The sequence below is a fragment of the uncultured Planktomarina sp. genome (assembly GCA_943788425.1).
Lineage (GTDB): Bacteria > Pseudomonadota > Alphaproteobacteria > Rhodobacterales > Rhodobacteraceae > Planktomarina.
Window position 1 is genome coordinate 85392 of the sequence record CALSQF010000008.1, and the last position, 25394, is coordinate 110785.

Annotated in this window: 30 protein-coding genes; 17 read left to right on the forward strand and 13 right to left on the reverse strand. The window is 54.6% G+C overall.

All coding sequences use genetic code 11. The features are described from left to right. Positions 1 to 218 precede the first annotated feature (218 nt). A complete protein-coding gene (locus tag ABLW18_RS09025; protein ID WP_347824488.1) occupies positions 219 to 1058 on the forward strand; it encodes an SDR family NAD(P)-dependent oxidoreductase in 840 nt (279 codons plus the stop codon). Between the two features lie 19 nt (positions 1059 to 1077). Here ABLW18_RS09025 and ABLW18_RS09030 read toward each other — a convergent pair whose 3' ends face one another. The 6 genes from ABLW18_RS09030 to ABLW18_RS09055 form a co-directional block, all read right to left on the reverse strand. Then, positions 1078 to 1200, reverse strand: a complete 123-nt coding sequence (locus ABLW18_RS09030; RefSeq protein ID WP_347824489.1) for a hypothetical protein — start codon at positions 1198 to 1200, stop codon at positions 1078 to 1080. Positions 1201 to 1207: 7 nt separating this feature from the next. Next, positions 1208 to 2065 (reverse strand): N-acetyltransferase family protein, encoded by an 858-nt coding sequence (locus ABLW18_RS09035; protein ID WP_347824490.1) that lies wholly within the window; start codon positions 2063 to 2065, stop codon positions 1208 to 1210. 65 nt (positions 2066 to 2130) lie between these two features. Continuing rightward, the gene (locus ABLW18_RS09040) at positions 2131 to 2469 is read right to left on the reverse strand and encodes a tRNA-binding protein (RefSeq protein WP_347824491.1); all 339 of its coding nucleotides are present in this window, start codon (positions 2467 to 2469) and stop codon (positions 2131 to 2133) included. Continuing rightward, positions 2462 to 3277 (reverse strand): pyrroline-5-carboxylate reductase, encoded by an 816-nt coding sequence (gene proC, locus ABLW18_RS09045; protein ID WP_347824492.1) that lies wholly within the window; start codon positions 3275 to 3277, stop codon positions 2462 to 2464. The genes ABLW18_RS09040 and proC overlap by 8 nt, the downstream gene beginning before the upstream one ends. Before the next feature lie 33 nt (positions 3278 to 3310). Further along, complete coding sequence (locus tag ABLW18_RS09050; protein WP_044050278.1) at positions 3311 to 3814, reverse strand: YbjN domain-containing protein; 504 nt, start codon at positions 3812 to 3814, stop codon at positions 3311 to 3313. Positions 3815 to 4058: 244 nt separating this feature from the next. After that, a complete protein-coding gene (locus tag ABLW18_RS09055) occupies positions 4059 to 4385 on the reverse strand; it encodes an accessory factor UbiK family protein (protein ID WP_347824493.1) in 327 nt (108 codons plus the stop codon). A 102-nt stretch (positions 4386 to 4487) separates the two neighbouring features. On the opposite strand from ABLW18_RS09055, the gene lgt reads away from it, so the two are divergent. From lgt to pgeF, 3 genes are read left to right on the forward strand one after another with little or no spacing between them, the layout of a single operon-like run. Beyond that, the gene (gene lgt / locus ABLW18_RS09060) at positions 4488 to 5417 is read left to right on the forward strand and encodes a prolipoprotein diacylglyceryl transferase (protein ID WP_044050280.1); all 930 of its coding nucleotides are present in this window, start codon (positions 4488 to 4490) and stop codon (positions 5415 to 5417) included. Further along, the gene (locus ABLW18_RS09065) at positions 5384 to 6475 is read left to right on the forward strand and encodes an SAM-dependent methyltransferase (RefSeq protein WP_347824494.1); all 1092 of its coding nucleotides are present in this window, start codon (positions 5384 to 5386) and stop codon (positions 6473 to 6475) included. The genes lgt and ABLW18_RS09065 overlap by 34 nt, the downstream gene beginning before the upstream one ends. Beyond that, a complete protein-coding gene (pgeF, locus tag ABLW18_RS09070) occupies positions 6472 to 7227 on the forward strand; it encodes a peptidoglycan editing factor PgeF (protein WP_347824495.1) in 756 nt (251 codons plus the stop codon). The genes ABLW18_RS09065 and pgeF overlap by 4 nt, the downstream gene beginning before the upstream one ends. Positions 7228 to 7592: 365 nt before the next feature. Here the strand turns inward: pgeF and ABLW18_RS09075 are convergent, their stop codons facing one another. Continuing rightward, complete coding sequence (locus ABLW18_RS09075; RefSeq protein WP_347824496.1) at positions 7593 to 8087, reverse strand: Lrp/AsnC family transcriptional regulator; 495 nt, start codon at positions 8085 to 8087, stop codon at positions 7593 to 7595. Between the two features lie 185 nt (positions 8088 to 8272). On the opposite strand from ABLW18_RS09075, the gene trxB reads away from it, so the two are divergent. Together trxB and ABLW18_RS09085 are read left to right on the forward strand one after the other, a co-directional pair. Then, positions 8273 to 9214, forward strand: a complete 942-nt coding sequence (gene trxB, locus ABLW18_RS09080) for a thioredoxin-disulfide reductase (RefSeq protein WP_347824497.1) — start codon at positions 8273 to 8275, stop codon at positions 9212 to 9214. A 340-nt stretch (positions 9215 to 9554) separates the two neighbouring features. Then, entirely contained in the window at positions 9555 to 11258 is a 1704-nt protein-coding gene (locus ABLW18_RS09085) for a bifunctional sulfate adenylyltransferase/adenylylsulfate kinase (protein WP_347824498.1), read from the forward strand. A gap of 117 nt (positions 11259 to 11375) precedes the next feature. On the opposite strand, the gene ABLW18_RS09090 is transcribed toward ABLW18_RS09085, so the two are convergent. Both ABLW18_RS09090 and ABLW18_RS09095 read right to left on the reverse strand, forming a co-directional pair. Further along, on the reverse strand, positions 11376 to 11594 hold the full coding sequence (locus ABLW18_RS09090) for a DUF1150 family protein (RefSeq protein WP_347824499.1): 219 nt from the start codon (positions 11592 to 11594) through the stop codon (positions 11376 to 11378). Position 11595: 1 nt separating this feature from the next. Further along, a complete protein-coding gene (locus ABLW18_RS09095) occupies positions 11596 to 12012 on the reverse strand; it encodes an Hsp20 family protein (protein ID WP_347824500.1) in 417 nt (138 codons plus the stop codon). A gap of 155 nt (positions 12013 to 12167) precedes the next feature. On the opposite strand from ABLW18_RS09095, the gene ABLW18_RS09100 reads away from it, so the two are divergent. From ABLW18_RS09100 to ABLW18_RS09110, 3 genes are read left to right on the forward strand one after another with little or no spacing between them, the layout of a single operon-like run. Next, positions 12168 to 12383 carry a DUF465 domain-containing protein gene (locus ABLW18_RS09100; RefSeq protein WP_347824501.1) on the forward strand — a complete coding sequence of 72 codons (216 nt, stop codon included), beginning with the start codon at positions 12168 to 12170 and terminating at the stop codon, positions 12381 to 12383. A 56-nt stretch (positions 12384 to 12439) separates the two neighbouring features. Next, positions 12440 to 12922 carry a 5-(carboxyamino)imidazole ribonucleotide mutase gene (gene purE, locus ABLW18_RS09105; protein WP_347824502.1) on the forward strand — a complete coding sequence of 161 codons (483 nt, stop codon included), beginning with the start codon at positions 12440 to 12442 and terminating at the stop codon, positions 12920 to 12922. Beyond that, the gene (locus ABLW18_RS09110; RefSeq protein ID WP_347824503.1) at positions 12915 to 13976 is read left to right on the forward strand and encodes a 5-(carboxyamino)imidazole ribonucleotide synthase; all 1062 of its coding nucleotides are present in this window, start codon (positions 12915 to 12917) and stop codon (positions 13974 to 13976) included. The genes purE and ABLW18_RS09110 overlap by 8 nt, the downstream gene beginning before the upstream one ends. Before the next feature lie 29 nt (positions 13977 to 14005). Here the strand turns inward: ABLW18_RS09110 and ABLW18_RS09115 are convergent, their stop codons facing one another. From ABLW18_RS09115 to groES, 3 genes are all read right to left on the reverse strand, one after another. Next, complete coding sequence (locus tag ABLW18_RS09115; protein WP_347824504.1) at positions 14006 to 14773, reverse strand: alpha/beta fold hydrolase; 768 nt, start codon at positions 14771 to 14773, stop codon at positions 14006 to 14008. Between the two features lie 108 nt (positions 14774 to 14881). After that, positions 14882 to 16534, reverse strand: a complete 1653-nt coding sequence (gene groL / locus ABLW18_RS09120) for a chaperonin GroEL (protein WP_347824505.1) — start codon at positions 16532 to 16534, stop codon at positions 14882 to 14884. A 52-nt stretch (positions 16535 to 16586) separates the two neighbouring features. Next, positions 16587 to 16874: a co-chaperone GroES gene (groES, locus tag ABLW18_RS09125; protein ID WP_347824506.1), complete on the reverse strand. Its 288-nt coding sequence runs from the start codon at positions 16872 to 16874 to the stop codon at positions 16587 to 16589. 274 nt (positions 16875 to 17148) lie between these two features. Between groES and ABLW18_RS09130 the strand changes: the two genes are divergently transcribed. From ABLW18_RS09130 to ABLW18_RS09140, 3 genes are all read left to right on the forward strand, one after another. Further along, positions 17149 to 18069, forward strand: coding sequence for a hypothetical protein (locus ABLW18_RS09130; protein ID WP_347824507.1), 921 nt, complete (start codon positions 17149 to 17151; stop codon positions 18067 to 18069). A 537-nt stretch (positions 18070 to 18606) separates the two neighbouring features. Beyond that, positions 18607 to 19755 carry a Xaa-Pro peptidase family protein gene (locus ABLW18_RS09135; protein ID WP_347824508.1) on the forward strand — a complete coding sequence of 383 codons (1149 nt, stop codon included), beginning with the start codon at positions 18607 to 18609 and terminating at the stop codon, positions 19753 to 19755. Positions 19756 to 19875: 120 nt separating this feature from the next. Then, positions 19876 to 20808 carry a transferrin-binding protein-like solute binding protein gene (locus ABLW18_RS09140; RefSeq protein WP_347824509.1) on the forward strand — a complete coding sequence of 311 codons (933 nt, stop codon included), beginning with the start codon at positions 19876 to 19878 and terminating at the stop codon, positions 20806 to 20808. A gap of 15 nt (positions 20809 to 20823) precedes the next feature. Here ABLW18_RS09140 and ABLW18_RS09145 read toward each other — a convergent pair whose 3' ends face one another. Further along, positions 20824 to 21477, reverse strand: coding sequence for a DUF2161 domain-containing phosphodiesterase (locus tag ABLW18_RS09145; protein WP_347824510.1), 654 nt, complete (start codon positions 21475 to 21477; stop codon positions 20824 to 20826). Between the two features lie 106 nt (positions 21478 to 21583). Between ABLW18_RS09145 and ABLW18_RS09150 the strand changes: the two genes are divergently transcribed. From ABLW18_RS09150 to ABLW18_RS09170, 5 genes are all read left to right on the forward strand, one after another. Further along, the gene (locus tag ABLW18_RS09150; RefSeq protein WP_347824540.1) at positions 21584 to 22504 is read left to right on the forward strand and encodes a manganese-dependent inorganic pyrophosphatase; all 921 of its coding nucleotides are present in this window, start codon (positions 21584 to 21586) and stop codon (positions 22502 to 22504) included. An 18-nt stretch (positions 22505 to 22522) separates the two neighbouring features. Continuing rightward, the gene (locus ABLW18_RS09155; RefSeq protein WP_347824511.1) at positions 22523 to 23395 is read left to right on the forward strand and encodes a TIGR01459 family HAD-type hydrolase; all 873 of its coding nucleotides are present in this window, start codon (positions 22523 to 22525) and stop codon (positions 23393 to 23395) included. A gap of 84 nt (positions 23396 to 23479) precedes the next feature. Next, on the forward strand, positions 23480 to 23923 hold the full coding sequence (locus ABLW18_RS09160; protein ID WP_347824512.1) for a MaoC family dehydratase: 444 nt from the start codon (positions 23480 to 23482) through the stop codon (positions 23921 to 23923). Positions 23924 to 23984: 61 nt separating this feature from the next. Beyond that, on the forward strand, positions 23985 to 24932 hold the full coding sequence (locus ABLW18_RS09165; protein WP_347824513.1) for a bifunctional riboflavin kinase/FAD synthetase: 948 nt from the start codon (positions 23985 to 23987) through the stop codon (positions 24930 to 24932). After that, on the forward strand, positions 24929 to 25393 hold the full coding sequence (locus ABLW18_RS09170) for a YcgN family cysteine cluster protein (protein WP_347824514.1): 465 nt from the start codon (positions 24929 to 24931) through the stop codon (positions 25391 to 25393). The genes ABLW18_RS09165 and ABLW18_RS09170 overlap by 4 nt, the downstream gene beginning before the upstream one ends. Position 25394 lies beyond the last annotated feature (1 nt).

Sequence of the window (25394 nt, forward strand, 5' to 3'; positions counted from 1 at the left end):
GATTTGCGCAAAATACAACATACCACTCCGCTCATGGCTCGCAAGCCATAATACGGCAGCGCGCCTTAAATCTATACAGGGCTATGCGTCCCCCTTTGTGCATCGCGCAATTTGACATTGACCCTTGGCGCGCAAAACGCCAGCCTTGCCGTACAGAAGCTCATGCCCATACCGCCGGCAGTGCGTGCACAGCTGCATCCCATGCGAGGCTGCGGGCAGTGCCAGACATCAGGGAGATTCCTTTGGAATTCCAAGGCAAGATAATTATCCTCACCGGTGCCGCGGGCGGCATTGGCGCGGCTTTGGCCCGTGAATTTGCCCAGCGCGGCGCGCGCTTGGCGCTCTGCGACCTCAATGCCCCCGCGCTGAACGACCTGGCCCAGGAGTTGGGCGCGCTGCAGATGGTCTGCGATGTGACCGTCGAAAGCCGCATTCAGGCCGTCTTGAAAGAGGTCGAAGTAACCCTTGGCCCGGTGGATATTTTCTTTTCCAATGCCGGATTCAGCGCAGGCGAGCCAGGTCACGCCGCCTCAGCGCCAGATCGGATTTGGCAGGCCGCCTGGGAGGTGCATGTCATGGCGCATGTCTACGCCTGCCGTGCCGTATTGCCGGCCATGCTGGCGCGTGGCCAGGGCTATCTCGTGCAGATGGCCTCGGCTGCGGGGCTGCTCAACCAAATTGGCGATGCGGCCTATTCCACCAGCAAACACGCCGCCGTCGGTTTTGCCGAAGCCCTGGCCATTTCTCATGGGCACGAAGGCCTCAAAGTCTCAGTTGTTTGCCCGCAATATGTCGCCACGCCAATGCTGGGATATGATGATCCCGGCGCGGCCGCCCCATTGCCGGATGTATTGAGCCCAAAGACCGCAGCCCAGCGCATAGCAGATGCGATGGAGGAGGAACGCTTTTTGATCCTACCGCATCCGCAAGTCGCCGATTACATGGCCTTCAAAGCGATGGAGCCCGAAAAGTGGCTGGCTGCCATGCGCAAACTGCGCGCGCGGTTGATGGCAAAACTTGGCAAGCTTGATTTGGCACAGATGCACAAATGGATGTGATCGCCGGATCGCTTCCCTGTCAGAGGGTTTTTTGCATGGTGATTTCCGTCACGCGATCATAACCCGGATGGGCATTGCGCGCGGTCTCAATAAACCCGCATTTGCCGAATATTTTTTGGTTTTCCACCAGCTCAATACGCACCTGCAGCTCAAGGCGGGACAGGCCTCATGGAGCGGGCCAATGCCTCACTCGCCGCCAGCAGCGCACGCAACAAGCCCCGGCCACGCAGATCCTCCGAAATGGCAATTTTTCCCAAATACAGCGCATGGGGCAAAGGCGTGGCCACAAGGCAAGCGGCGACAGGCTCGCCCAGAGCCAAAAGCCAGCTGTCCTTTGCCGCATCTGCCAGCTTGCTGACGGTCAGCTGATGCATTGAGCTGGGCGGATCAATGCGTCCAGTCATATAGGCAAAGGAGGTTTGAATAAGCGTAAGCACCTGCGCCAAAGCCACGGTATCGCTGGCCTCCACTCGCCGCACCGCAGAGTGCAGATCGGCCTGCCCAATCATACGCTGATAAATCGCTGTTCCGTGCCATTGGTCAAATTTGCGCCCAACCTCCTGCAAGCTTCCCACATGGGCAAAGCCACAGCGTTCGTGCAACTGCGCACTCTGCGGATTTGGCAAGGTGACAATGGCCACTGCCGTATGAAACCCGCGGGCGGCCAAATGTGCAAAGAGCATCCGATAGAGCGCCTGGGCAAGGCCGCGACCCTGTCCCTCGGGCGCCAAGTAAACACTGACCTCTGCGGTGCGGTCATAGGCCGGACGGGGACGATAGGGGCTGGCATAGGCAAAGCCTAAAATCCCCGCATCTGACTGCGCCACAAAGTAGCCATGGCTGGCAAGGTTGCCGGCTATGCGCTCAGCCATGGTCTCCACACTGGGTGGAACGGTTTCAAAAGAAATGGAAGTCTCTTGCACGAAAGGCGCATAAATCGCCCGAATATCAGCTGCATCCTCTGGCCGGGCCGCACGAATGGTGACATCTCCCTGCGGTGTAGACATCTCGGTGGCCCCTCAACCAATATGTGGACTCGGAGCGCCGATGCTGTTGCGCAACACCCCCCGCATTAGAACAATCGCCCGCCAATAGGCACATCCTGATCTGGCCGCATCAACACCACTTTGCCCGCCTCATCCGGCACACCCAGCACCAAAATCTCTGACATCAGCTTACCAATCTGGCGCGGCGGAAAGTTCACCACGGCCAGAACCTGGGTTCCAACCAACGCTTCGGGCGTATAATGATCGGTCAACTGCGCGGAAGATTTCTTAATCCCAAGATCGCCGCCAAAATCCACCCAAAGCTTGATGGCTGGCACGCGGGCCTCGGGATAGGGTTCGGCTTGAGTGACATGGCCAATGCGAATATCAAGCTTGGCAAAATCCGCATAGGTGATCTCAGCCATTGGACAGCTCCTGCGATCGTTGGCTGGCAGCGGCCACGGCTTGATCCAAAAGTTGCGGCAATCCTGACTCGTTGCGCATCAAGATCTCAAGCGCCGCTTGGGTCGTGCCATTGGGGCTGGTGACGTTGACCCGGAGTTGCTCGGCGCTCTCACCAGAGTGAACGGCCAAAGCCCCTGCCCCCGCCACAGTGGCCTGCGCAAGCTGCATCGCCATATCCTCTGGCAGCCCTTGGTTTACACCCGCCGCAGCCAAAGCCTCGATCATTAAAAATACATAGGCCGGGCCGGAGCCAGACAGGCCCGTCACCGCATCCATTTGTTGCTCATTTTGCAACACAAGCGTTTGACCCACGGCCGCCATCAGGCTTTGCGCCTCTGCAACGTCTTTTTCCGTTGCACGCCCATTGCCGATGAGCGCTGTTATTCCTTGTCCAATGGCCGCCGGCGTATTGGGCATGGCGCGCACAATTGGCGTGGATTTGCCCAAAACATCCTCAAAGGCCGAAATGGGCGTGCCGGCGGCCACTGAAATAAACAAGGTTGTCGCCGAACCAAACCGCTGCAATCGCGGCAGAGCTTCCCCCATCATCTGGGGTTTGACCGCCACCAAAACCGCGGCGGGGTCATCGGGCAGCATTTCATTGACCCGCACGCCAATTGACAAAAGCCAATCACTGGGTTTCGGATCCAAGATCCAAACAGATTTAGGATCCATCCCCTGTTCGAGCCAACCGCTCAATAGGGCCGACCCCATTTTTCCGCAGCCAAGCAGCACCAAGCCACGTTTTAAAATATTATTTGAGAACATCTCCAAACCCGTATTCGCCTTTCACCGCAGATCCTACGCGTGGCCGTGAGCCTCTGCAATGGCCACTTTCAATGCCGTCTCAAGGTCTTTTTCGCCCCATGTGACCATTTGAAAGGCTGGATAATAGCGCTCAGCGGACATGACGGCGGCAGAAATCATTGTATCAATCTGATCGGGCGTCGCCATTTGGGCGTTGGAAAGGATCAACCCATAGCGATAAGCCATCAACCGCTCCGCGCCCCAATAGGTGAAACTGCCAGCCCAGCACATATCATTGACCGCATTGAGCGCCTCATAGAGCGCGGGCATCCGATGGGCCGGCGGGTCCATCTCGAAGCTACAGATCAAACGTAGAGTTTGATCGGCTTCACACCAAGCCAGAGTGATGGAATAGCTGCGCCATTGTCCGGCCATCTCCATTGAAATTTGATCATCCGCAATCCGGTCGAACTGCCATTCTTGATGGGTGGCAATATCTTCCACGATATCTATGGGATGCAGATCTTCAAAATCATAGGCGTGATTGGACAGTGCCATGAAGAACCCCTTTCCGGGTCAAAAACTCCGATCCGGCAGCTCCACAACCTCTTGTACACTCCCCAAGATTTTGCGGCCGCCGAATACTTCCATACAATCTATGGTGTCCTTTGACCGGGATTCTGTCGAGTCATTTATCTGGGGATAAGTCATTTATCTGTGGACAAGACGGCAAAATCACCACGCCGCAGCCGCAAAACCACAAAGGCCGCCCCGAGGGACGGCCTTTTAGCAGCTGAACCAGTCACGCGCCCACGGGATTCGTGTTTGGCTGTGGCGCGGCTTTGCTTACGACTTGGGCGCCGACCTTGGATTTCGGAGCCTTTTTCGCAGCGGCCGCTTCTAGCGCCTCAAGCCGCGCGCTCAAGTCTTCATTTTGCGCCCGCGCCTTTTGCGCCATGGCCCGCACCGCATCGAACTCTTCGCGGGTGACAAAATTGCGATCCGCCAGCCAGCGGTCCATGAAGCTTTTCATGGCATTCTCGGCCTCGTCCTTGGCGCCTTGCGCGACACCCATCGCATTGGTCATGATTTGGCTCATATCATCCATGAACTTATTCTTGCTTTGCATCATCTGTCTCCTTGGCGGCGATAACTCGCTTCGGTCTTATATGGGGGCTAATATCGCGGAACTCAAGGTTGACTTACAGCGCCGCTCTGGGAATGAAGGGTCATGATCGCTTCGATTCCCTTTCCAGATGTCTCGCCCACCCTCTTTTCGGTGGACATACCGCTCTGGCAGTTTTCACTGGCTGGCATGGATTTTAGCTTGGGTGGGTTTGAACTCGCCCTGCGCTGGTATGCTCTGGCCTATATAGCTGGTATTTTGCTTGCCTCTTGGATCATGCGCCGTGCCCTGCGCCGGCCTGCGCTCTGGCCGCAAGATCGGCCTGCTTTCAGCGAAGCAAACCTGGATGATCTCATCACTTGGTTAATCTTTGGCATCATCATCGGCGGGCGATTGGGCTATGTGCTGTTCTACAACCCCAGCTATTACCTCGCCAACCCCGCTGCAGCCCTCCGAATTTTTGACGGGGGCATGTCTTTTCATGGCGGTTTTCTGGGCGTTGTCGCGGCCGGCTTGCTGTTTTGCCGCAAGCACAAGATCGCACTGCTAAAAGCCTCGGATGTGATGGCGGCCTCTGCGCCGGCGGGCCTCCTCTTTGGTCGGCTGGCCAATTTCATCAATGCCGAGCTCTGGGGCAGAGAGACCACCCTGCCTTGGGGGGTGATATTTCCGGGCGAGGACGCTCAAACATGTGTTCAGGCGGCCGCCGGCCTTTGCGCGCGCCACCCCTCGCAGCTCTATGAGGCCTTGGGTGAAGGGCTTATCCTGGGCGCGCTTTTGCTATATCTTCTGTTTCGCACAGGGGCATTGCGCCGCAGCGGTCTGTTGACCGGGATCTTTTTGATCGGATATGGTCTTACGCGGTTCATGGTCGAATGGGTGCGCCAGCCAGATGCGCAGTTTCAAACCTTGGACAACCCGATTGGCTACGCCTTGCAGCTGGGTCCGACCGGTCTGACCATGGGACAAATTCTAACCCTGCCGATGCTTCTGGCTGGGCTATGGTTGATCCAAAAGGCACGCGCCCGGCCATGAACGCCTTGGCCGAGACATTGCGCCAACGCATTGGGCAGCACGGCCCATTGACCCTTGCCGATTATATGGGGGAGTGCTTGCTCCATCCCAAGCACGGCTATTACACGCAGCAAGAGGCCTTCGGCCGCAGCGGCGATTTCATCACCGCCCCCGAAATAAGCCAAATGTTCGGGGAAATGATTGGCCTCTGTCTTGGTGCCACATGGCAAGCGCAGGGCGCACCCAGGGATGCTATTGTGGTGGAGTTGGGGCCCGGACGTGGCACATTGATGCAAGACCTGCGCCGCATTGCGCCGGCTGTACCGGGCTTTGACAGCTTACCAATCCATATGATCGAAGCCTCGCCGAGATTGCGCCGGCTTCAATCCGATGCGCTGCCCGGTGTAATCCATCACGCCGAGGCAAGCGGACTGCCACAAGCGCCCCTCTTTCTAATTGCCAATGAGTTTTTTGACGCCCTGCCCATCCGGCAATTTCGCCGCCACTCGGCTGGCTGGGAAGAGATATTGGTGGGATGCGACGCCAATGGCCTGTACTTCGGCAAGGCCGCGCCCCAACCCTATCATTTTCTCGACCATCGGCTTGAGGATACCGAACCCGGCATGATCGTTGAATATTGCCCCGCGCTCCCGCCCATCGTGGCCGAGGTGTCACAGCGTATCGCCGATCACAGCGGTGCGGCGCTGATCATTGACTATGGCGATTGGCGCTCTCAAGGTGATACAGTGCAGGCCGTCAGCCATCACCAACACGCCAATCCCCTGGCCGCGCCCGGGACAGCGGATCTCACAGCCCATCTGGACTTTGAGGCCCTGTATAACGCGGCCAAGGCCGCAGGACTGCGCCCGACCCGTTTGACCACGCAGGGGGTATTTTTGGAGCGATTGGGACTGACCCAGCGCGCGCAAACCCTGGCCAAATCCCTAAGCGGAGCGGCGCTAGACTCCCACATTGCCGCGCATCGCCGCCTCACCCATCCTGACGAGATGGGCGGGCTATTCAAGGTCATGGGCCTTGTGGCAAAGGGCGCGGCTGTACCGCCGGGGCTTGAACCATGACGCTCACCCCCCTCACATCTGACCTTCTGTCGGAGGTGTCACACGGGTTTTTCACCCGGATGGGCGGCAGCTCAACGGGTATTTATCATGGGTTGAATTGCGGCAAAGGCTCGGGTGACAGGCCTGACGCGGTCCAGAGCAATCGCGCAGCAGTTGCGGATTTTTTTGGACGGCCAGCCGATCACTTGCAATCGGTGCATCAAACCCATTCAGCGCAGGTGCAGATCCTAACAGCTCCGCTCACCGCTGCGCCCAAAGCCGATGCCATGGTGACAGCGACTGCGGGCGTGATCTTTGGGGTTCTCACGGCCGATTGCCAGCCTGTGTTGTTTCATGACGCGAAAGCCGGCGTCATTGGCGCCGCCCATGCGGGCTATCGGGGCGCCAAATTGGGGATTTTGCAAAATACCCTCGCGGCTATGGAGACCCTGGGCGCCCAGCGACAAGAGATTTGCGCGGTCATCGGACCCTGCATCAGTCAAAAGGCCTATGAGGTTGGGCCGGAATTTCTTGACGATATCTGCCACGACGCCCCTGACGCCCTGCGCTTTTTCGCTCAGGGCAAGGGCGATCGGTATCAGTTTGATCTGCCCAGCTACAGTTTGGACCAGCTGCGCGCAGCCGGAATTAAAGAAGCGGCATGGACGGGCCATTGCACCTACAGCGCGCCGGATCAGTTTTATTCTTATCGCCGCTCGGTGCACGAGCACCAGCCCGACTATGGCCGGCTGATCTCTTGTATTTGCCTGTAACGTCCAAGAGCATATGCCCCGGCGGTGAAATCACTGTAAAATTTGAAAAATTACCATATATACCAGTATATTGAGATGGTGAATGCGCCGGCCGGAGGGGGCTGTCAGGCCCAGCCCGGTGTTGCCAACGGGCAAAGTGTTTTGGCTTGGCGGTTAGGTTATGCAAAGGTCTTTTAATGGAAAAACGACATCGACGAACCCATTTTTGCGGGCATCCTCAATCTGGACTTTGGTGCAGCCGAAGCGCATTGGCGCTTTGTCCCGCGTTGTATAAATTCATCAGCGGTGCCACAAAGCTTCGCTCCGCGCCCGCCCTGCCACACACGGCGACCGGTTGGTTTTGCTTTGGAGGTGGGGTGCTGTTCTTAAGGTTGTTTTGACAAGCGCGCTTCGAGCACCTCGAAGGGCACGCCAGGTTGATCTTTTGCACCGCGGATGACGAGCGATGTTTTAACGGAGGCGACATTCTCCGCTGAGGTCAGCTCTTCGGTCAAAAATGACTGGAATGTCGACAGATCTGGCGCGACGCATTTCAAGATGAAATCCACCTCGCCGTTGAGCATATGGCACTCACGCACAAGCGGCCAGCTTAGGCAGCGCATCTCAAAGGCGGATAGATCCGCCTCCGCTTGGCTTTGCAGCCCGACCATAGCGAAGACCTGAACCTCAAAGCCCAATTTCCGCGCGTCAATATCCGCATGATAGCCGCCGATATAGCCGGTTTCCTCCAAAGTGCGCACGCGGCGCAGGCAGGGAGGCGCGGAAATTCCGACCCTTTTGGCCAGCTCAACATTTGTCATCCGCCCATCGGCTTGTAACTCTGCCAAAATCAAACGATCAATGTCATCCAGACGGTGCATAAACGGGTACCCTTTCGCAGTGTTCGGAAATCATACCCAAATGGCGCGCCCAGCGCAATAATATTTCAACACTGCGCAATAATAATTCGTATAGCGACCTGTAGTCGCAAAGGTCCCGGTTTGGGCTTTTGCCCGGCGGCTGGCCTGTGTATATGCAGCAGTAACACTCACCTGTAGGAAATCCCATGTCCAATACACGCCACACGAAAGTCTTGATCATCGGCTCCGGTCCTGCCGGCTATACGGCTGGGGTTTATGCCAGCAGAGCCATGCTCAATCCGATATTGGTTCAGGGCATCGAGCCCGGCGGGCAACTGACCACAACCACCGAAGTGGAGAACTGGCCCGGGGACAGCGAAGTGCAGGGCCCCGACTTGATGATCCGTATGCAAGACCACGCCAAGGCCATGGGCACGGAAATCATCGGCGATATCATCACCAATCTGGACGTCTCGGAACGCCCCTTCAAAGCTCAGAGTGACAGCGGCACGCTTTACAACTGTGATGCTGTCATTCTGGCAACCGGCGCGCGGGCAAAATGGCTTGGTATAGACAGTGAAGAAAAATTCAAAGGCTTTGGCGTCTCCGCCTGTGCCACATGCGACGGGTTTTTCTATCGCGGGCAAGAGATAGTTGTGGTTGGCGGCGGCAATACCGCAGTGGAGGAGGCATTATTTTTGACCAACTTCGCCTCAAAAGTCACATTGATTCACAGACGAGATGAGCTGCGCGCCGAGAAAATCTTGATCGACCGCCTCATGAAAAATGAAAAAATCATGCCTCTATGGTTCCATGAGATTGATGAAGTCTATGGCACAGATATGCCTCTGGGTGTCGAAGGTGTGAAAGTCAAACACACGAAAACTGGCGAAATCACTGACGTGCCCTGCAAAGGTGTCTTTGTCGCCATCGGCCATGCGCCGGCCAATGAACTGGTCAAAGACGTGTTGGAGACCCATATGGGCGGGTATGTCGTGACCCAACCCGACAGCACTGCAACGTCAATCGCTGGTGTCTTTGCCGCGGGCGATCTGACCGATCACAAATACCGCCAAGCCGTCACCAGCGCAGGAATGGGCTGTATGGCAGCGCTCGAAGCCGAACGGTTTTTAGCCGGTCAGGACTAACGCTTTGGTTTTGGGCGGCGCGCGCGGATCAAAACTAAAAATCACCTCAGCGGTTGCCTGTTCATAATAAAGCGCCTTGCAATTTATGCGAGACTAATTCGTTGCCCTATTAATGAATTAAATTTAAAAGCATGAACCGATTTATTAAATACATATTACTTTAGCCTGATACATATTCCTTTAACCTGCTAGCCAACGCGCCATTAAATATATTACTATCTCATTAAACTGGGGCCGGCGATCCAAGTCGCCAGCACTACACCTATCACTTCCGCAAGTGATTTTGTCACCGACAATTGGCGAGTCTTCTGCGCCAAGCGACCTTATCGAGATACATATTATGCAAAATAATTTAACACCGATCCCCGAATTATACATCGGCTATGACAGCGCACAGAAAATGAAGCTCGAAGCAGCAGAGCTCGCCTCTTGGGATCTTACGCCGCGGCAGGTCTGCGATTTGGAATTGTTGATGAACGGCGGGTTCAATCCTTTGAAGGGATTTTTGGGTCGCGCAGATTATGACAGCGTGGTTGCGCACATGCGTTTGAGTGATGGGGCGCTTTGGCCCATGCCGATCACTTTGGATGTGGGTGCTGAATTTGCAAACACCGTCGAGCTGGGCCAAGATATCGCTTTGCGTGATCCCGAGGGCGTCATTCTTGCGACCATGACCGTCACAGACAGCTGGACCCCTGACAAAGCCCGCGAAGCCGAACAGGTTTTTGGCGCCGACGATATGGCCCATCCTGCCGTGAAATATCTTCACAATACCGCAAGGGAGGTCTATCTCGGTGGGCCGGTGACGGGAATTCAACAGCCGGTCCATTACGACTTTCGCGGCCGGCGCGACACGCCCAACGAACTGCGGGTCTATTTTCGCAAAATGGGCTGGCGCCGCGTGGTGGCTTTTCAAACCCGAAACCCGCTGCATCGCGCCCATCAAGAATTGACCTTCCGCGCCGCTAAGGAGGCCCAGGCAAATTTGCTCATTCACCCGGTGGTGGGCATGACCAAACCCGGCGACATCGATCACTTCACCCGCGTACGCTGCTATGAGGCGGTGCTTGATCAATACCCATCCACAACCACGGCGATGTCCTTGCTCAACCTGGCGATGCGTATGGGCGGACCGCGCGAGGCGGTGTGGCACGGGCTCATTCGCGCCAACCATGGTTGCACTCATTTCATTGTCGGCCGCGACCATGCAGGACCCGGGAAAAACTCGGCGGGAGAAAATTTCTACGGCCCCTATGAGGCGCAAGATCTGTTTCGCAAACACGAGGCAGAAATTGGGCTGGAGATGGTAGATTTCAAACATATGGTCTATGTGCAAGAACGCGCCCAATATGAGCCTGCCGATGAGGTTGAAGACGGGTGCACCGTGCTCAATATTTCCGGCACTGAGCTGCGCCGCCGCCTCTCAGAAGGTTTGGACATTCCCGAATGGTTCAGCTTTCCGCAGGTGGTTGCCGAATTGCGCAAATCACAACCGCCGCGGGCGCAACAGGGATTCACCGTGTTTTTCACAGGATTTTCTGGATCCGGAAAATCAACGATTGCAAATGCTTTGATGGTAAAGCTCATAGAGATTGGCGGGCGGCCAGTCACTTTGCTTGATGGGGATGTGGTGCGCAAGAACCTATCGTCAGAACTTGGATTTTCCAGAGAGCACCGCGACTTGAACATTCGCCGAATCGGCTATGTGGCCTCAGAAATCACCAAAAATGGCGGCATCGCTATCTGCGCGCCCATCGCCCCCTATGCCACCACCCGGCAAGCCGTGCGCGAAGACGTAGAAGCCTTTGGAGCCTTTGTTGAGGTGCATGTCGCCACCTCCATCGAAGAATGCGAACGGCGCGACCGCAAAGGCCTTTATAAATTGGCCCGTGCCGGAAAAATCAAGGAGTTCACAGGCATTTCAGATCCCTATGATGTGCCCAGCGCACCAGAATTGCGGATTGAAACTGAGAATGTAGAAGTCGACAATTGCGCCCATCAGGTTTTACTCAAACTAGAGAGCATCGGCCTCATCGGCGCGTAAGGCAGGCCCTAAGCATAGACAGTTGGGCGCGGCACTGCTCAAAATCGCAATGCGATCGCTGCGCCCAAAATTTTTTATACTAGAATTTAAAAAATTTTATAACAATGCCTTGCGAGCCTAATGTAAAGTCATTGGGGAATAACGAAACTCACGGGCCATGTCATAGGCTTGAGCCAAGTCGCCAACCAATGCCAATTGCTCACCTTCGGAGTTATGCACCGACCAGAGCCGCTCAATATCCCCAGTTTCTTCAAAAATTTCCTCTGGAAGATCCGCTTTATCAACCGGTTTAAGATAAACAATGCGATCTTCTAAGACGCCAAATTGATCTTTCATCTCATTGTCCTTTCTTGATTTCAATCTTCTGAATCACAGTCTCAGGTAGAGCGCGCTTTAGATCGATATGCAACAGCCCATGCTCCATAATCGCCGCCCCCACATCGACGCCATCCGCCAAAACAAACGTTCGCTGAAACTGTCGCGCCGCGATACCGCGGTGCAAATAAACCCGCTGGCCACTATCCTCACCTTGCCGGCCCAGGATCACCAACTGCCGGTTCTCCACGGTGATCGCGAGGTCCCCTTCGGCAAAGCCCGCAACGGCCAGGGTAATGCGATAAGAGTTTTCTGAAGTTTGTTCGATATTGTAGGGTGGATAGCCCTCATTACCAGTTTTGGCGGTACGCTCAACCAAGCGTTCAAGCTGGTCGAACCCCAATAGGAATGGATGGGTTCCAAGACTCAATTTTGACATGTCTTCGTCCTTTAGCAAAGCGACAGAACAGCAGATCCCTCAAGAGGCAATCGCTGGATGTTAGATATGGGGTTGGTGGTAAAATTACGCAAGAGCCGGCTTCTCAATTGCTTCAAAAACCTTTAAGCGAAAAGCAGAAACTCAAGAGGTCGCCCATGTCAGGCAGTCAACAGCTCAATCCGCGAGAGGTCATGACCATCCAACTTGCCGTGCTCCGCCAAGAACACCGCGATCTCGACCTGGCAATATCCGCCCTAGTGGATCGTGCCGGTGATCAGCTGACGGTGAAACGCTTGAAACAGAAAAAACTCCACCTCAAAGACCAAATCGCTAGACTTGAAGATGAACTTACCCCCGATATTATTGCCTAATCTCCGGCAATGGGTTAATTCGGCCTTTCTCTTAGCGCTAAATATGGAACATTCAAATGGTGCATGTCGGAATAATAATGGGCAGCCAATCAGATTGGCCAACAATGAAACATGCCGCCGAAATTCTCGACGCCTTGGACATTGCATATGAAAGCAAAATCGTTTCTGCCCATAGAACACCTGATCGCCTCTGGGATTATGGGACAAGCGCGGTGGAAAGGGGCTTGAAAGTGATTATTGCTGGCGCCGGCGGGGCCGCGCATTTGCCTGGCATGGTGGCCTCAAAAACCCGCATCCCAGTTGTGGGCGTGCCTGTGCAAACCAAGGCGCTTTCAGGGGTCGATAGCCTCTATTCAATCCTTCAGATGCCAAAGGGCTATCCTGTGGCAACTATGGCCATTGGAGCGGCCGGTGCGGTCAACGCCGGGCTGATGGCCGCAGGTATCTTGGCCACGCAAAATCCAGATATCGCCGCGCGGCTTGATTCCTGGCGCGCGGCCCTGTCCGCCTCTATCCCCCAGGAGCCAGTTGATGAGTAACCCCCTGCCCCAAGGTGCTTGCATTGGAATTTTGGGCGGTGGTCAATTGGGCCGTATGCTCGCAGTGGCCGCCAGTCGTTTGGGACTAAAGGCGCATATTTTTGAACCCGGCGCCAATCCTCCGGCCGGTCACGTAGCCGATCAGGTCACCACCGCCTCCTATGAAGATGACGCAGCGCTGCGCTGTTTTGCCCAATCGGTAGATGTGATTACCTATGAATTTGAGAATATCCCAACCTCGGCGCTGGATATCCTCGAGCAGATCCGCCCTATTCACCCAGGTCGCCGGGCCTTGACAATATCACAAGATCGCCTCTCTGAGAAAGAATTTCTCACCGGGCTCGGCCTGAAAGTGGCGCCCTATGCCAATGTCACCACCGCGGCTGAAGCCGAAGCAGCTGCCCAGTCTATTGGCACCCCCTCCATTCTGAAGACACGCCGCATGGGCTATGACGGCAAGGGGCAAAGTCGGCTCAGGGATGCCTCAGAAATGGCGGAAACATGGCAGGCCATGCAGGGCGCGCCCTCAGTGTTGGAAGGCTTTATCAATTTCAGCCATGAGGTATCCGTGATCGCGGCACGTGCCAGTGATGGGCAGGTGGCCTGCTATGATCCTGGTGAGAATGTCCATCGCGAGGGGATTTTGCACAGCACAACAGTCCCGGCCACTTTGACCGCCGCCCAACGCATGGATGCGGTTCTCTTGGCCGGACAAATCCTGAATGCTTTGGATTATGTTGGCGTCATGGGCGTCGAGCTTTTCGTGACCAACGATGGGTTGATCGTCAATGAGATTGCCCCACGCGTGCACAACTCGGGCCATTGGACACAAAACGGCTGCGATATCTGCCAATTTGAGCAACATATCCGTGCGGTCGCCGGCTGGCCTTTGGGCGACGGCACTCGCCACAGCGATATACGCATGGAAAATCTGATTGGTGCCGATATAGGTCGGGTATCGGAGCTGCGCGAAACCAATGCCGCATTGCATTTATATGGCAAATCGGAGATCAAACCCGGCCGTAAAATGGGTCATGTCAATTTTCGCACATAGCACCCCTGCGCGGAAAGACAGATATTGGATCAAGGGCGCTGCGAGTCGTCTAAGCTGAACCTTAATGCCTTGAGAAACAGATCCAAGCTCACGTCGCGTAGGGTGAGGTTGGCGTCAAACGCCCCAGCCTTTAGGTAATGAGATACTTGGGCAATGACCAATGGGTTGTTCATCATAAAGCTGTGAGACACCGGCAATATCAAATGATCGCGCATCCCTTCCACTCGGGTGCTTTCAACGGAGACTTTCCCATCATCTGGCCCGTTGATGAAATTGGAATACACCGGGTTAAAACTGACCGTGCCGGCAATGATGCCCAGCGAAAAATTAACCTGTGGTAACCGATTTGGGAAACTGCTGGCGTCCGTGCCCAATTGCCGCCCTGCCGGCCCATTGACCCAATCAAAGGCCGAGAGTGCCTGCATCGCATCCACCACCTCTGAGCCTTTATTTGGTGGCCCAAGCATCACCACATGGCCTAAGTTCTCGGGCTTGGCCCAGGCCAGATAGGCCCGCACCATAATACCGCCCAAAGAATGGGTCACAAAATGGAGCCGACGCGCGCCACAGCCCGCGACAGCCTCAGGCAAAGTTTCACTCACCAAACTCTCAATCGGCTTACCCCGCGTGGAAAATTCCGGAGCCACCACGTGATAGCCCTGCCCCCGCAGGCTCCGCGCCATCAACGCAAAAGAGGCCTCGCTGCGCGCCAACCCATGCAGCAGGATCACACAGTCTTGCGCAAAGGCCCAATTGGGCAGCAAAAGGCCAAAAGAGAGGAAAAGCGGTTTGAGCATGATTTAGAAATAGGCGCCAGGGCCAGGCCTTTAAAGAGCCACTCCAACAAAAAGGCCCACGACAAGCGCGGGCCTTTTCAAAAAACAGGTCGTAAATGACCAGCTGACTTACATCATGCCGCCCATGCCGCCCATGCCACCCATATCGGGCATGCCACCGCCAGCAGCAGCGCCGGCTTTTTCGGGCTTATCAGCTACCATAGCTTCGGTTGTGATCAACAGACCTGCAACCGATGCTGCATCTTCCAATGCGGTACGAACAACTTTGGCCGGATCAATAACGCCAAATGCGAACAGATCGCCATATTCTTCGGTTTGCGCATTGAAGCCAAAGGACAGATCGTCGCTTTCACGCACTTTGCCAGCTACAACCGCACCATCAACACCGGCATTTTCGGCGATTTGGCGCAAAGGAGCTTCGATCGCGCGTGCCACAATTTTGATACCAGCAGTTTGGTCTGGATTGACGCCTTCGAGGCTGGCCAGTGCTTTACCAGCCTGAACCAGAGCAACTCCGCCACCGACAACAACACCTTCTTGCACGGCCGCACGGGTCGCGTTCAAGGCGTCATCAACGCGATCTTTGCGCTCTTTCACTTCAACTTCGGTCATGCCGCCGACGCGGATCACAGCAACACCGCCTGCCAACTTGGCAACGCGCTCTTGCAGTTTTTCGCGGTCGTAATCGGAAGTTGTCTCTTCGATCTGACCACGGATCTGAGCCACACGAGCTTCGATTTCGGCTTTCTCGCCCAAACCGTCGACGATGGTGGTTTCGTCTTTGGTGATAGAAACGCGCTTGGCAGAGCCGAGCATGTCCATTGTCACAGACTCAAGCTTCATGCCAAGATCTTCAGAGATCACTTGACCGCCAGTCAGAATTGCCAAATCTTGCAACATGGCTTTGCGGCGATCGCCAAAACCTGGGGCTTTGACTGCTGCAATTTTCAAACCACCGCGCAATTTGTTCACAACCAAAGTTGCCAAGGCTTCGCCTTCAACATCTTCCGCAATGATCAACAATGGTTTGCCAGACTGGATCACTTGCTCAAGCAATGGCACCATTGGCTGCAAGGAGGAGAGTTTCTTCTCATGCAACAAGATGATCGCATCTTCCAGCTCAGTTGTCATTTTGTCAGGGTTGGTGACAAAATAAGGGGAGAGGTAACCGCGGTCAAACTGCATGCCTTCTACAACAACAGTTTCTGTTTCCAGACCTTTGTTCTCTTCAACAGTGATGACACCTTCATTGCCAACGCGCTGCATCGCGTCTGCAATTTGCTGGCCGATGTCAGCTTCGCCGTTGGCGGAGATTGTACCGACTTGCGCGACTTCTGCGCTGTCTGTCACTGGACGTGCAGCGGCTTTGATCGCGTCAACAACGGTTGTTGTCGCTGTGTCGATGCCACGCTTCAGATCCATTGGGTTCATGCCGGCGGCTACAGATTTCATACCTTCGCGCACGATGGCTTGAGCCAAAAGAGTCGCGGTGGTTGTGCCGTCGCCAGCCTCGTCATTGGTGCGTGAGGCCACTTCTTTGACCATCTGCGCGCCCATGTTTTCGAACTTGTCTTCCAGTTCGATCTCTTTCGCCACTGAGACACCATCTTTTGTGATGCGCGGTGCACCGAAAGATTTGTCCAGAACCACATTGCGGCCTTTCGGGCCCAATGTAACTTTTACAGCGTCGGCCAGGATGTTCACACCGTTTAACATACGGTTGCGTGCATCGGTGCCAAATTTGACGTCTTTTGCTGCCATTTTGCAGATCCTCGTCTTAAAATTTCAATTTAAAAACTTGTCCTTAGGGATCTTAAGAGATTACACCTAGGATATCGCTTTCTTTCATGATCAACAAATCTTTGCCGTCAACGGTCACCTCGGTACCGGACCATTTTCCGAACAGAACTTTGTCACCTTTTTTAACGTCCAAAGCGATGCGATCGCCATCGTCGTCACGCAAACCTGCGCCCACGGCGACAATAACGCCTTCAGCAGGCTTTTCTTTGGCGTTGTCTGGGATGATTAAACCACCCGCAGTTTTTTCTTCGCCTTCAACGCGTTCGACAAGAACGCGGTCGTGCAGAGGGGTAAATGCCATCTTTAGTAACTCCTAGCTGGCTCAAGGTTGAACTTGAATTAGCACTCGAGTGCTTCGAGTGATAACGAACGGGAGATAGGGACTCCCGTTGCCGGTGTCAACGGTCAGATCAAAAAAAATTCTAGGTGGCAAATTTACTACTTTAGAGCGAAACTTGCAGAAAAATTGACTTGAAATATCTTAAAGAATATCTGAAATATAGCAGAATTATTTTTTAATTAATAAATAAATTTTCACAAAGTTATTTGATGCTGAAAAAAAATTTGCGTTTCCCTTGGCCGCCGCGATCACCGCCTGCAGCAATCCAAAAGAGACCACCGGTACAACAAGCGCTGCGGCCCAGATTGCCACCTCTGGCGTTAGCACGGCCTCGACCGGCACCTTTCGCACCCACAACGGTCCGATGACCCTGGTGCAAGACGGCAAAGTCTCCTTCGTTAACGATGAGGTGATCAACGTAAAGGCGAACCCGTTAAGTGCGACCGCCTCCAGCAATCAAAAAGATTTCACTTTCGATGTTGAGATCTGTGGAAAAACCGTCACCCTGACATGGGATACCAAAGAGAGGCATTATTCTGGGCGCGTCAACGGCAAGGATATTTATCTGAAACCAAAGGAAACCGGCAGCGATGGCGGCTCTTGGGTCGCCTCCTATGAACGCCTTGAGATCAAAGGCCACAACTCTTCTTACACCGTTTGGAGTGTGCTGCTGGTCTATGGTTATGAGACCGCTGAAGCGACAGTCGCAGCGGCAACCGGCACCGCAACCTATACAGTTAAAGGCCGTCTGTCCTTGCAAATGCCAACCACCCGCAAGTGGCGCAAGCTTGATGCGAATTTATCTGTCAACTTTAGTAATAACACAGTCGGCGGCTCAATAAAAATCAGCGAAGCGGCAGAACATACCAAACTGACAGCGGGTACGCTTACCCTGCCAACAACCGCTATTTCCAGAACTGGATTTGACGCGAGTAATGCTCAAATCACAATCAACCAATCAATAGACACAGCTAAGAATACAACAGCCCAATATGCGCTGAACACTGCTGATGTAAGCGGCGCGTTCTATGGGATAAATGGCGGCGTTCTAAGCAGGGTCATTAAAGCCGACGGGGCCGTGAATACAATTGATGGAAGTGAGAGTACCATCAGCGTAAGTGTTGTGATCAATGGTGGTTATGTAACCGAGGATTGATCCAGCACTCATTCAAACCTGTTGAAAAATCATGGCCATGGCAAACTGCTTTGGCCGTGAAGTTATTAAGAACATGTAATTAAGTGGTATGATCCTTTAAAAATCTAGTTTATAACATCTCGAAGAAAGACGCAAAATCTGTTTTTGGCACGTCCTGTTTTACTCTCCCTTACGACGGCGGTGGTGATGAAGCCACAACCGAACCTGCACAGGCGCAATATTCGAGCACCACCAGCACGCCACACTGAGCAACCACACTGCCTGTGACTCTCTCCACCTAAGTGAAGGTCATAACGAATTTACCGTCTGGATCGACGATGGAGTCATCCAGAAACTGGTCATTCTACAGAAATAACAGCGAGGTCCTCGCCGGCGTTTTAAGTTTAGATTAAACCGTTAACGGCACGCCCCGTGTGGCCATCGGAAACTACTCCGCGGATTAATTTCTCAGCATCCTTGCGGTTATCGCCGCCGGGGCAGATCTGGACTTGTCAGAGGTAAAAGCCTTCGGCATCCTGCGCTCAAAGGGAGTTCAGGATGCCGTTTCATTTTTCAGATGCAGAATATGCAACAAGGCTGTCCAAGGCCGCCGCGGCGCTTCAGGCGCGAGACTTAGAGGCGGTACTGCTCTTTGCGCCAGAAAGTCACTATTGGATTTGCGGCTATGACACTTTTGGCTTTGCCATGTTCCAATGCCTCATTTTGGGGGCAGATGGGCGGTTGAACCTGCTCACGCGCGCGCCAGATCTCCGCCAAGCCCAGCAGACCTCAACCCTCACTGATGCGCAGATCCATATTTGGAAAGATATCGAAGGCGTATCACCAGCCAGCACTCTGGCGGATTTGGTCAAATCCTTGGGCTATCGCGGCAAAATTGCCATGGAAACCGAAACCCCAGGTCTCACCTTCGCCAATGGGCAATCAGTCATCGACGCTTTCGACCAGAGCTTGCAACGCGCAGATGGACTCATATCGGACCTGCGCCAAGATAAATCGCCTGCGGAGTTGGACATGCACCGCCGCGCCGCCGCCCTCTCTGATGATGCTTTGGATGCGGCATTGGCCAGCACCCGCGCCGGTGCCTTTGAAGGCGATATTTTGGCCGAAATGCAAGGCGCGGTCTTCCGTGGTGGCGGCGATTATGCTGGAAATGAATTCATCATTGGCTCCGCTGAGCGCGCATTGCTGTGCCGCTATGCCTCCGGCCGCCGCCATCTTGATGTGCAAGACCAGCTGACGCTTGAATGGTCGGGCGCCTATGCCCGCTATCACGCCGCGATGATGCAGACTTTGGTCATCGGCAAAGCCAACGCCGCCCAACGCCTTATGCACAGCGTTGCTCGCGACGCGCTCGAGGCCTGCGAAGCCGCCATCCAACCCGGCCGGCCCATGGCCGAGGTTTTCGCCACACATGCACAGGTCTTTGACAAAGCCGGTCTGGGCCACGCCCGCCTGAATGCCTGCGGCTATGCGATGGGGGCAATTTACAACCCAATTTGGGTCGATTTCCCCATGTTCTATGAGAATAACCCGACATTGATGCGCAAAAGCCAGGTGTTCTTTTTGCATATGATCCTAATGGACAGCGACGCGGGTCTGGCCATGTGTCTTGGCCATTCCGTAGAGGTGACCGCTCATGGCGCCAAACGCCTGTCGCGCCATGCGCCTGATTTATTTGAGCTATGATGCAGCACCCCCTGAGGGATGGATAAAACATCCCTCAAATGCGAAAAATAACACCGCCACAACTTAATAAGAAATTAACTTTTTCCGCCCTCTTTGGCTGCATAGACGGAAGAGCGAGTTATGAAACAAGGCCTGAGTTGGGTGCCGCTATGTTTATCCCTGAGCGCCTGTGGTGGTGACGGAGCAGAAACAAGCACCACGCCCCCCACCACACCGACGCTGCCCCCTCCCGCTGCGATCGGGCGCGCGGCCTTGGCCGCGTCTGGCTATGCGGGTGCAGGCGCTCAGGTCCGCTTTGGTGAAACCTGTGAGCTGGCAAATGATCAATCCCTGCGCGGCACGCCCACCAGCAGCGGCATATCCTATGTAATTATCTCTCGATCCCCCATGCAGATCAATTTCACCAGCGCCACCATTCTCACATTAGACAGCCAAGGCCAGCAATACAGCCTGTTCGACGGGTATGGAGATTCGGTCTTTGAGCCGATCTCGGGCGGGCACCCAAAAGTTTTGGCCGTGATTGTAGAAAAAGAGTCCGCTTTGGTCATGGCCATAGAGCTGACCAGCGCCAGGCAAGTGGACACAACCTACAGCGCCATCTGCCCCAATACTGACCCCACGGCCATGCCTGCCTCGGGCAATGCCCGATATAAAGATACGGTCAATGCCGTCCTGCAACCCTCGGTCACCCCCTCCGCACAGCTCAGAAAATTTTTGGGCATAGGAACATTTAATGTGGATTTCACCGCAAACACCGTCTCCGGATCCATGGTTTACAGCCAATACAGCGATCCACAATTCACCCCCGGATCAGCCATCTTGACAGTCGCCCTACCCAGCACCTCCATCACCAAAAACACCTTTGAGACCACCACAGGCACCGCACGATTTAACCAGACCCCAAGCAATGGCACAAGCTTCGGCCCCATGCGCATCGAGGGTGTTTTTTTTGGCGAAACAGCCGGCACCCTTTCCGGGGTTTTTGATCGCGCGGGCGCAGACAGCAGCGGCAACGCCGCTTATCTGCACGGCGGGTTTGTGACCAAAAAATAAGGGCGGTGCGGCCCACTAAGACCAGTCATTAAGACCTTTTCGGCCCGCCTCGGTCAGAGCGTAAACCCCGGTCTCCACCTTCTCAAACCAGCCGTAGACATTGTTGCGCATCAAGCGCGTTGCAGAGGGCACACCGGTAGCCTTTGCGACGATGGCACCTTTTTCCGGCCCTGTATGCGCCAGGTAGCGCGCGCATTTCAAAGCATCTTGCCGATATCCCGTCACCAGCCCATGCCGAGTGGCCCCTCCTTCGTTCGGATCCCCCTCAAGCCGGTCGAAAGCTTTTATAATACTCTTAGCTTTACGAGGATTCTTACGCGGGGCATATGGGCCCGGCGCGCAGTGCTGTTCAACGAATAAATCGCGCGGCCTCAAGGTCAAAAGCCCAAGGCCCAGCCGCCGGCAGAGGGTCACATTGGCCTTCAATCGCTTCAATCCAGCCTTCCCCTCGGGCCGCAGCACGGCGATGTAAACATCATCCACAAGCTTGAAACGTTCCAAAGCCTGATGAAACACTGTCAGCGAAAACGCCAGCTTCAACTCAATGATCACAGCCGGTTCAGCACCGCGACGCGCCATGACGTCCGCCGCGCCGATCTCGCCCTTTACCTCATAGCCCTGAGCTTCAAAATGCGCTTTTATGGGCGCGTATAACTCACTTTCCCTCATGAGACCTTCATGCAGCAAATGCGCGAAAAGGTCCAACCTTAGCTGGGTGACAATCACTATTTCGCCACCTATAAGGGCGCAAATTCAACGACCGCCTGAGGATTGTATTATGATCAAAGTATTTGGCCACAAAGCCCCTGACACGGACAGCACCGGAAGCGCCATCATTTGGGCCTGGTATCTTAATGAAATGACAGGCCAAGCCGCCCAAGCGGTTCTGCTCGGCACGCCCAATACAGAAGCGGCCTTCGTCACTCAGCGTTGGGGCTTTGAGACACCTGAAACCATCGCAGATGTCGAGGACAACGCGCCGGTAGTTATTGTCGACACCAACAACCCCGCCGAATTGCCCAGCAATATCAATCAAGCCGATATTCTGGCCGTGATCGATCATCACAAACTGATTGGCGGGCTTGAAACCAAAGGACCAATTTCCGTTACCATCCGCCCCTTAGCCTGCACAGCAACCATCATGCATGATCTCATGAGCGATGATGCCGCGCAGATGCCAGAGGCCATCAAAGGGGTGATGTTGTCCTGTATTTTGTCTGACACCTTGGCGTTCCGAAGCCCCACCACGACACCGCAGGACAAAGCCCTAGCAGAAAGTCTGGCGGTGGATCTGAACCTATCCATTGCGGAATACGCCGCGGAGATGTTTGCCGCAAAATCTGATGTCTCTGCCTTCTCGGATTCAGAGCTGTTGCGCATGGACAGTAAGGAATATGCCGTGAGCGGTACGAAATTCCGCGTCTCTGTTCTCGAAACCACCTCCCCCAAGATGGTCCTAGACCGCAAGGCAAGCCTCATGGAGGCGATGCCGTCCGTGGCTCAGGAAGATTCGGTCGATCATGTATTGCTCTTTGTGGTCGATATTTTGAATGAGGAGGCCACACTATTGATCCCTAATGCCATCGCACAAAGCGTGGCAGAAAAATCTTTTGGCGCTACGGTCACGGGCGATACCGTCGTCCTGCCCGGGGTCATGAGCCGCAAAAAGCAGATCATTCCCAACCTTAAACTTTAACGGAACCGAAAGCCTCTCATGACACGAATTATAACGTCCCTTTCGGACATCTCCGAGTCCTATGATGCACTGTTTTGTGACCTCTGGGGCTGCGTTCATGATGGGCTAGCACCGTTTGCGGAGGCGGTGACGGCGCTGCAGGCCTTCCGCGCCAAGGGCTGCACGGTCATGTTGGTGACCAACGCCCCGCGCCCCCACGCGCCCGTGCGCCGGCAATTAGACCGGCTCGGGGTTCCCAGCGATGCCTATGACGGGATCGCGACCTCCGGTGACAGCGCCCGCGCTGCGATGTTGCGCGGTGCGGTGGGCGAAAAGGTGTATTTTATCGGCCAGCCGCATGATCAAGATTTTTTTTCGCCGCTAGAGCTGATTGAAAACCCCGTCACGATTTCACATGTGCCCTTAGAGCAGGCAGAGGGGATCGTTTGCTGCGGGCCTTTTGACCCGCTGGCCGATCCAGAGGAGATGCGGGCGCAATTTTTGCAGGCGAAGACCCGCGGCCTAAAACTGCTCTGCGCCAACCCTGATATTGTCGTGGACCGAGGCGAGACACGCGAATGGTGCGCGGGCGCTCTGGCGAAACTCTATACACAGATGGGCGGCGAGAGCCTCTACTTTGGCAAACCACATCCCCCCATCTATGATTTGGCGCGCAGACGCCTTGAGGCTTTGGGCAAAGACATTCCCGACAGTCGCATCCTCTGCATCGGGGATGGAATTTTGACCGATATTGATGGGGCACTGGGCGAGGATCTTGATTCGCTCTTTATCACCGGAGGCCTGGCCACACGCGAAACCCAGACCACAGATCAACCCGAGCCTGCAGCTCTGATGGCGTATTTGACCAAAGAAATGCGGCAACCGACCTATTCCATCGGAAAATTACGCTAACGCCCTCTTGATTTATCTCCCCTTAAGGAAATAATATTGCTCATACGACATCATGACGTTGCGATTATTACCTTGAGGTGCGAGATGCTCGACAACATGCCCCGCGGCACAATTTGTATTGAAGATATTGAAATCGGCATGACCCGGCATTTGCGCAAGGTTGTGACTGATCGAGATATAAAGATGTTTGCCGAAGTCTCCACAGATCATAACCCTGTGCATCTTGACGATGACTATGCCAATGACACCATTTTTGAGGGCCGAATTGCCCATGGCATGCTCACCGCGGGCTTGATCTCAGCGGTGATTGGCGAGCAATTGCCAGGCCATGGGACCGTATATCTGGGGCAATCGCTCAAGTTCCTGGCGCCCGTGCGCCCCGGCGATCTGGTCACGGCGCAGGTGGAAGTGACAGACATCGATCTGGGTCGCCGCCGTGTCAAACTTGACACCCATTGCTCAATTGATGGCAAAAAAGTGCTGGCCGGCGAGGCCACCGTCTTAGCTCCTTCCCGAAAATTCGACTAAAACGCCACCGTTTCATCCGCCACAGCTTGCTCTGCTCAATCTGGCGCGATAGGGGGAATTCATGAGGCGTTTTCAAACCAATCTTTTAGAACAGGATGCTCGTGGCGCAGCGGTGGCAATCGGCAATTTCGATGGTGTCCATTTGGGCCATCAAGCGGTGATCGATGTGACCCGTGCCGCAGCTGAACGCAGCGGTGCGCCTTTGGGTGTCATAACCTTTGAACCACATCCTCGCAGTTTTTTTGCCAAAAAAATTGGCACAATTTTGCCACCTTTTCGCTTGATGAATGCGGAGGCCCGCGCACATCGGCTGGAAAAATTGGGGGTTGAAGTTCTCCTTGAACTGCCCTTTGATCAATCGCTTTGTGACCTCAGTGACTGGGACTTCTGCAAAGAGGTTTTAAGCGACGGATTCGGCCTGACTCACGTGGTGGTTGGCGCTGATTTCTGCTTTGGCAAAGGTCGATCCGGAACCGCGCAAACGCTCAAAGAACACGGCCAACGCCTTGGTTTTGAAGTCATAATTGCAGATTTGAAAAATCATAAAGCGGAAATCATCAGCTCGACCAATATTCGCAAAGCTCTTGCAGCCGCAGATCCGCAGCGGGCCGCCGCAATGCTGGGCCATTGGCACCGGCTTGAAGGCGCGGTTGAGCATGGTGAGAAGCGCGGACGTGAACTTGGCTATCCAACCGCCAATATGTCTATTGAGGGGCTCCAGCCACCAGCCTTTGGGGTTTATGCGGTTTTGGTAGATGTGCTCACCGGGCCGCATAAAGGCTGCTATCATGGTGCCGCTTCGATTGGTGTGCGCCCCATGTTTGGAGAAAATAGCCCCAATTGTGAAACGTTTATTTTTGATTTCACAGGGGATGTATACGGGGAGACCCTATCAGTCGGTTTGGTTGCCTATTTGCGCAGTGAGAAGACCTTCGATGGGCTTGAAGCATTGATTGCGCAGATGGATGCCGATTGCAGCCGTGCCCGCCGCATTTTGAGCCAGCTATGAGCGTCAGCTCAAACCAAAAGCCGATGCGCCCAAAATTTTGGGAGACGGTGCCACTTTCCAAGATGACCGAAACTGAATGGGAAGCGCTCTGTGACGGCTGTGGCCGCTGTTGTCTCAACAAGCTCGAAGATCCCGACACCGGACATGTGGCCCTCACCCGCATTGCCTGCCGCCTTCTCGACAATGAGACCTGCCAATGCTCACAGTATAGTATTCGACAAAACTTCGTGCCAGAGTGTATCCGAATGACCTCTGAAACCATTGAGCAACATGCCTATTGGCTTCCAAATACTTGCGCATATAAACGATTGTATGAGGGCAAAGAAATTCCAGACTGGCACCCGCTGCGCAGTGGAACGGCGCAATCGGTGCATGAGTCAGGCATATCTGTGCAAGGCTGGACAATACCGGAATTTGAAGTGCCCGAAGAGGGATGGGAAGACTACATAATTGAGGATTAAG

Excerpts from the sequence above, each read along its gene's own strand:
- ABLW18_RS09035 (WP_347824490.1), bottom strand. The coding sequence starts at position 2,065 with ATGTCTACACCGCAGGGAGATGTCACCATTCGTGCGGCCCGGCCAGAG.
- ABLW18_RS09040 (WP_347824491.1), bottom strand. The coding sequence starts at position 2,469 with ATGGCTGAGATCACCTATGCGGATTTTGCCAAGCTTGATATTCGCATT.
- proC (WP_347824492.1), bottom strand. The coding sequence starts at position 3,277 with ATGTTCTCAAATAATATTTTAAAACGTGGCTTGGTGCTGCTTGGCTGC.
- ABLW18_RS09050 (WP_044050278.1), bottom strand. The coding sequence starts at position 3,814 with ATGGCACTGTCCAATCACGCCTATGATTTTGAAGATCTGCATCCCATA.
- ABLW18_RS09055 (WP_347824493.1), bottom strand. The coding sequence starts at position 4,385 with ATGCAAAGCAAGAATAAGTTCATGGATGATATGAGCCAAATCATGACC.
- lgt (WP_044050280.1), top strand. The coding sequence starts at position 4,488 with ATGATCGCTTCGATTCCCTTTCCAGATGTCTCGCCCACCCTCTTTTCG.
- ABLW18_RS09065 (WP_347824494.1), top strand. The coding sequence starts at position 5,384 with ATGGTTGATCCAAAAGGCACGCGCCCGGCCATGAACGCCTTGGCCGAG.
- pgeF (WP_347824495.1), top strand. The coding sequence starts at position 6,472 with ATGACGCTCACCCCCCTCACATCTGACCTTCTGTCGGAGGTGTCACAC.
- ABLW18_RS09075 (WP_347824496.1), bottom strand. The coding sequence starts at position 8,087 with ATGCACCGTCTGGATGACATTGATCGTTTGATTTTGGCAGAGTTACAA.
- trxB (WP_347824497.1), top strand. The coding sequence starts at position 8,273 with ATGTCCAATACACGCCACACGAAAGTCTTGATCATCGGCTCCGGTCCT.
- ABLW18_RS09085 (WP_347824498.1), top strand. The coding sequence starts at position 9,555 with ATGCAAAATAATTTAACACCGATCCCCGAATTATACATCGGCTATGAC.
- ABLW18_RS09090 (WP_347824499.1), bottom strand. The coding sequence starts at position 11,594 with ATGAAAGATCAATTTGGCGTCTTAGAAGATCGCATTGTTTATCTTAAA.
- ABLW18_RS09095 (WP_347824500.1), bottom strand. The coding sequence starts at position 12,012 with ATGTCAAAATTGAGTCTTGGAACCCATCCATTCCTATTGGGGTTCGAC.
- ABLW18_RS09100 (WP_347824501.1), top strand. The coding sequence starts at position 12,168 with ATGTCAGGCAGTCAACAGCTCAATCCGCGAGAGGTCATGACCATCCAA.
- purE (WP_347824502.1), top strand. The coding sequence starts at position 12,440 with ATGGTGCATGTCGGAATAATAATGGGCAGCCAATCAGATTGGCCAACA.
- ABLW18_RS09110 (WP_347824503.1), top strand. The coding sequence starts at position 12,915 with ATGAGTAACCCCCTGCCCCAAGGTGCTTGCATTGGAATTTTGGGCGGT.
- ABLW18_RS09115 (WP_347824504.1), bottom strand. The coding sequence starts at position 14,773 with ATGCTCAAACCGCTTTTCCTCTCTTTTGGCCTTTTGCTGCCCAATTGG.
- groL (WP_347824505.1), bottom strand. The coding sequence starts at position 16,534 with ATGGCAGCAAAAGACGTCAAATTTGGCACCGATGCACGCAACCGTATG.
- groES (WP_347824506.1), bottom strand. The coding sequence starts at position 16,874 with ATGGCATTTACCCCTCTGCACGACCGCGTTCTTGTCGAACGCGTTGAA.
- ABLW18_RS09135 (WP_347824508.1), top strand. The coding sequence starts at position 18,607 with ATGCCGTTTCATTTTTCAGATGCAGAATATGCAACAAGGCTGTCCAAG.
- ABLW18_RS09140 (WP_347824509.1), top strand. The coding sequence starts at position 19,876 with ATGAAACAAGGCCTGAGTTGGGTGCCGCTATGTTTATCCCTGAGCGCC.
- ABLW18_RS09145 (WP_347824510.1), bottom strand. The coding sequence starts at position 21,477 with ATGAGGGAAAGTGAGTTATACGCGCCCATAAAAGCGCATTTTGAAGCT.
- ABLW18_RS09155 (WP_347824511.1), top strand. The coding sequence starts at position 22,523 with ATGACACGAATTATAACGTCCCTTTCGGACATCTCCGAGTCCTATGAT.
- ABLW18_RS09160 (WP_347824512.1), top strand. The coding sequence starts at position 23,480 with ATGCTCGACAACATGCCCCGCGGCACAATTTGTATTGAAGATATTGAA.
- ABLW18_RS09165 (WP_347824513.1), top strand. The coding sequence starts at position 23,985 with ATGAGGCGTTTTCAAACCAATCTTTTAGAACAGGATGCTCGTGGCGCA.
- ABLW18_RS09170 (WP_347824514.1), top strand. The coding sequence starts at position 24,929 with ATGAGCGTCAGCTCAAACCAAAAGCCGATGCGCCCAAAATTTTGGGAG.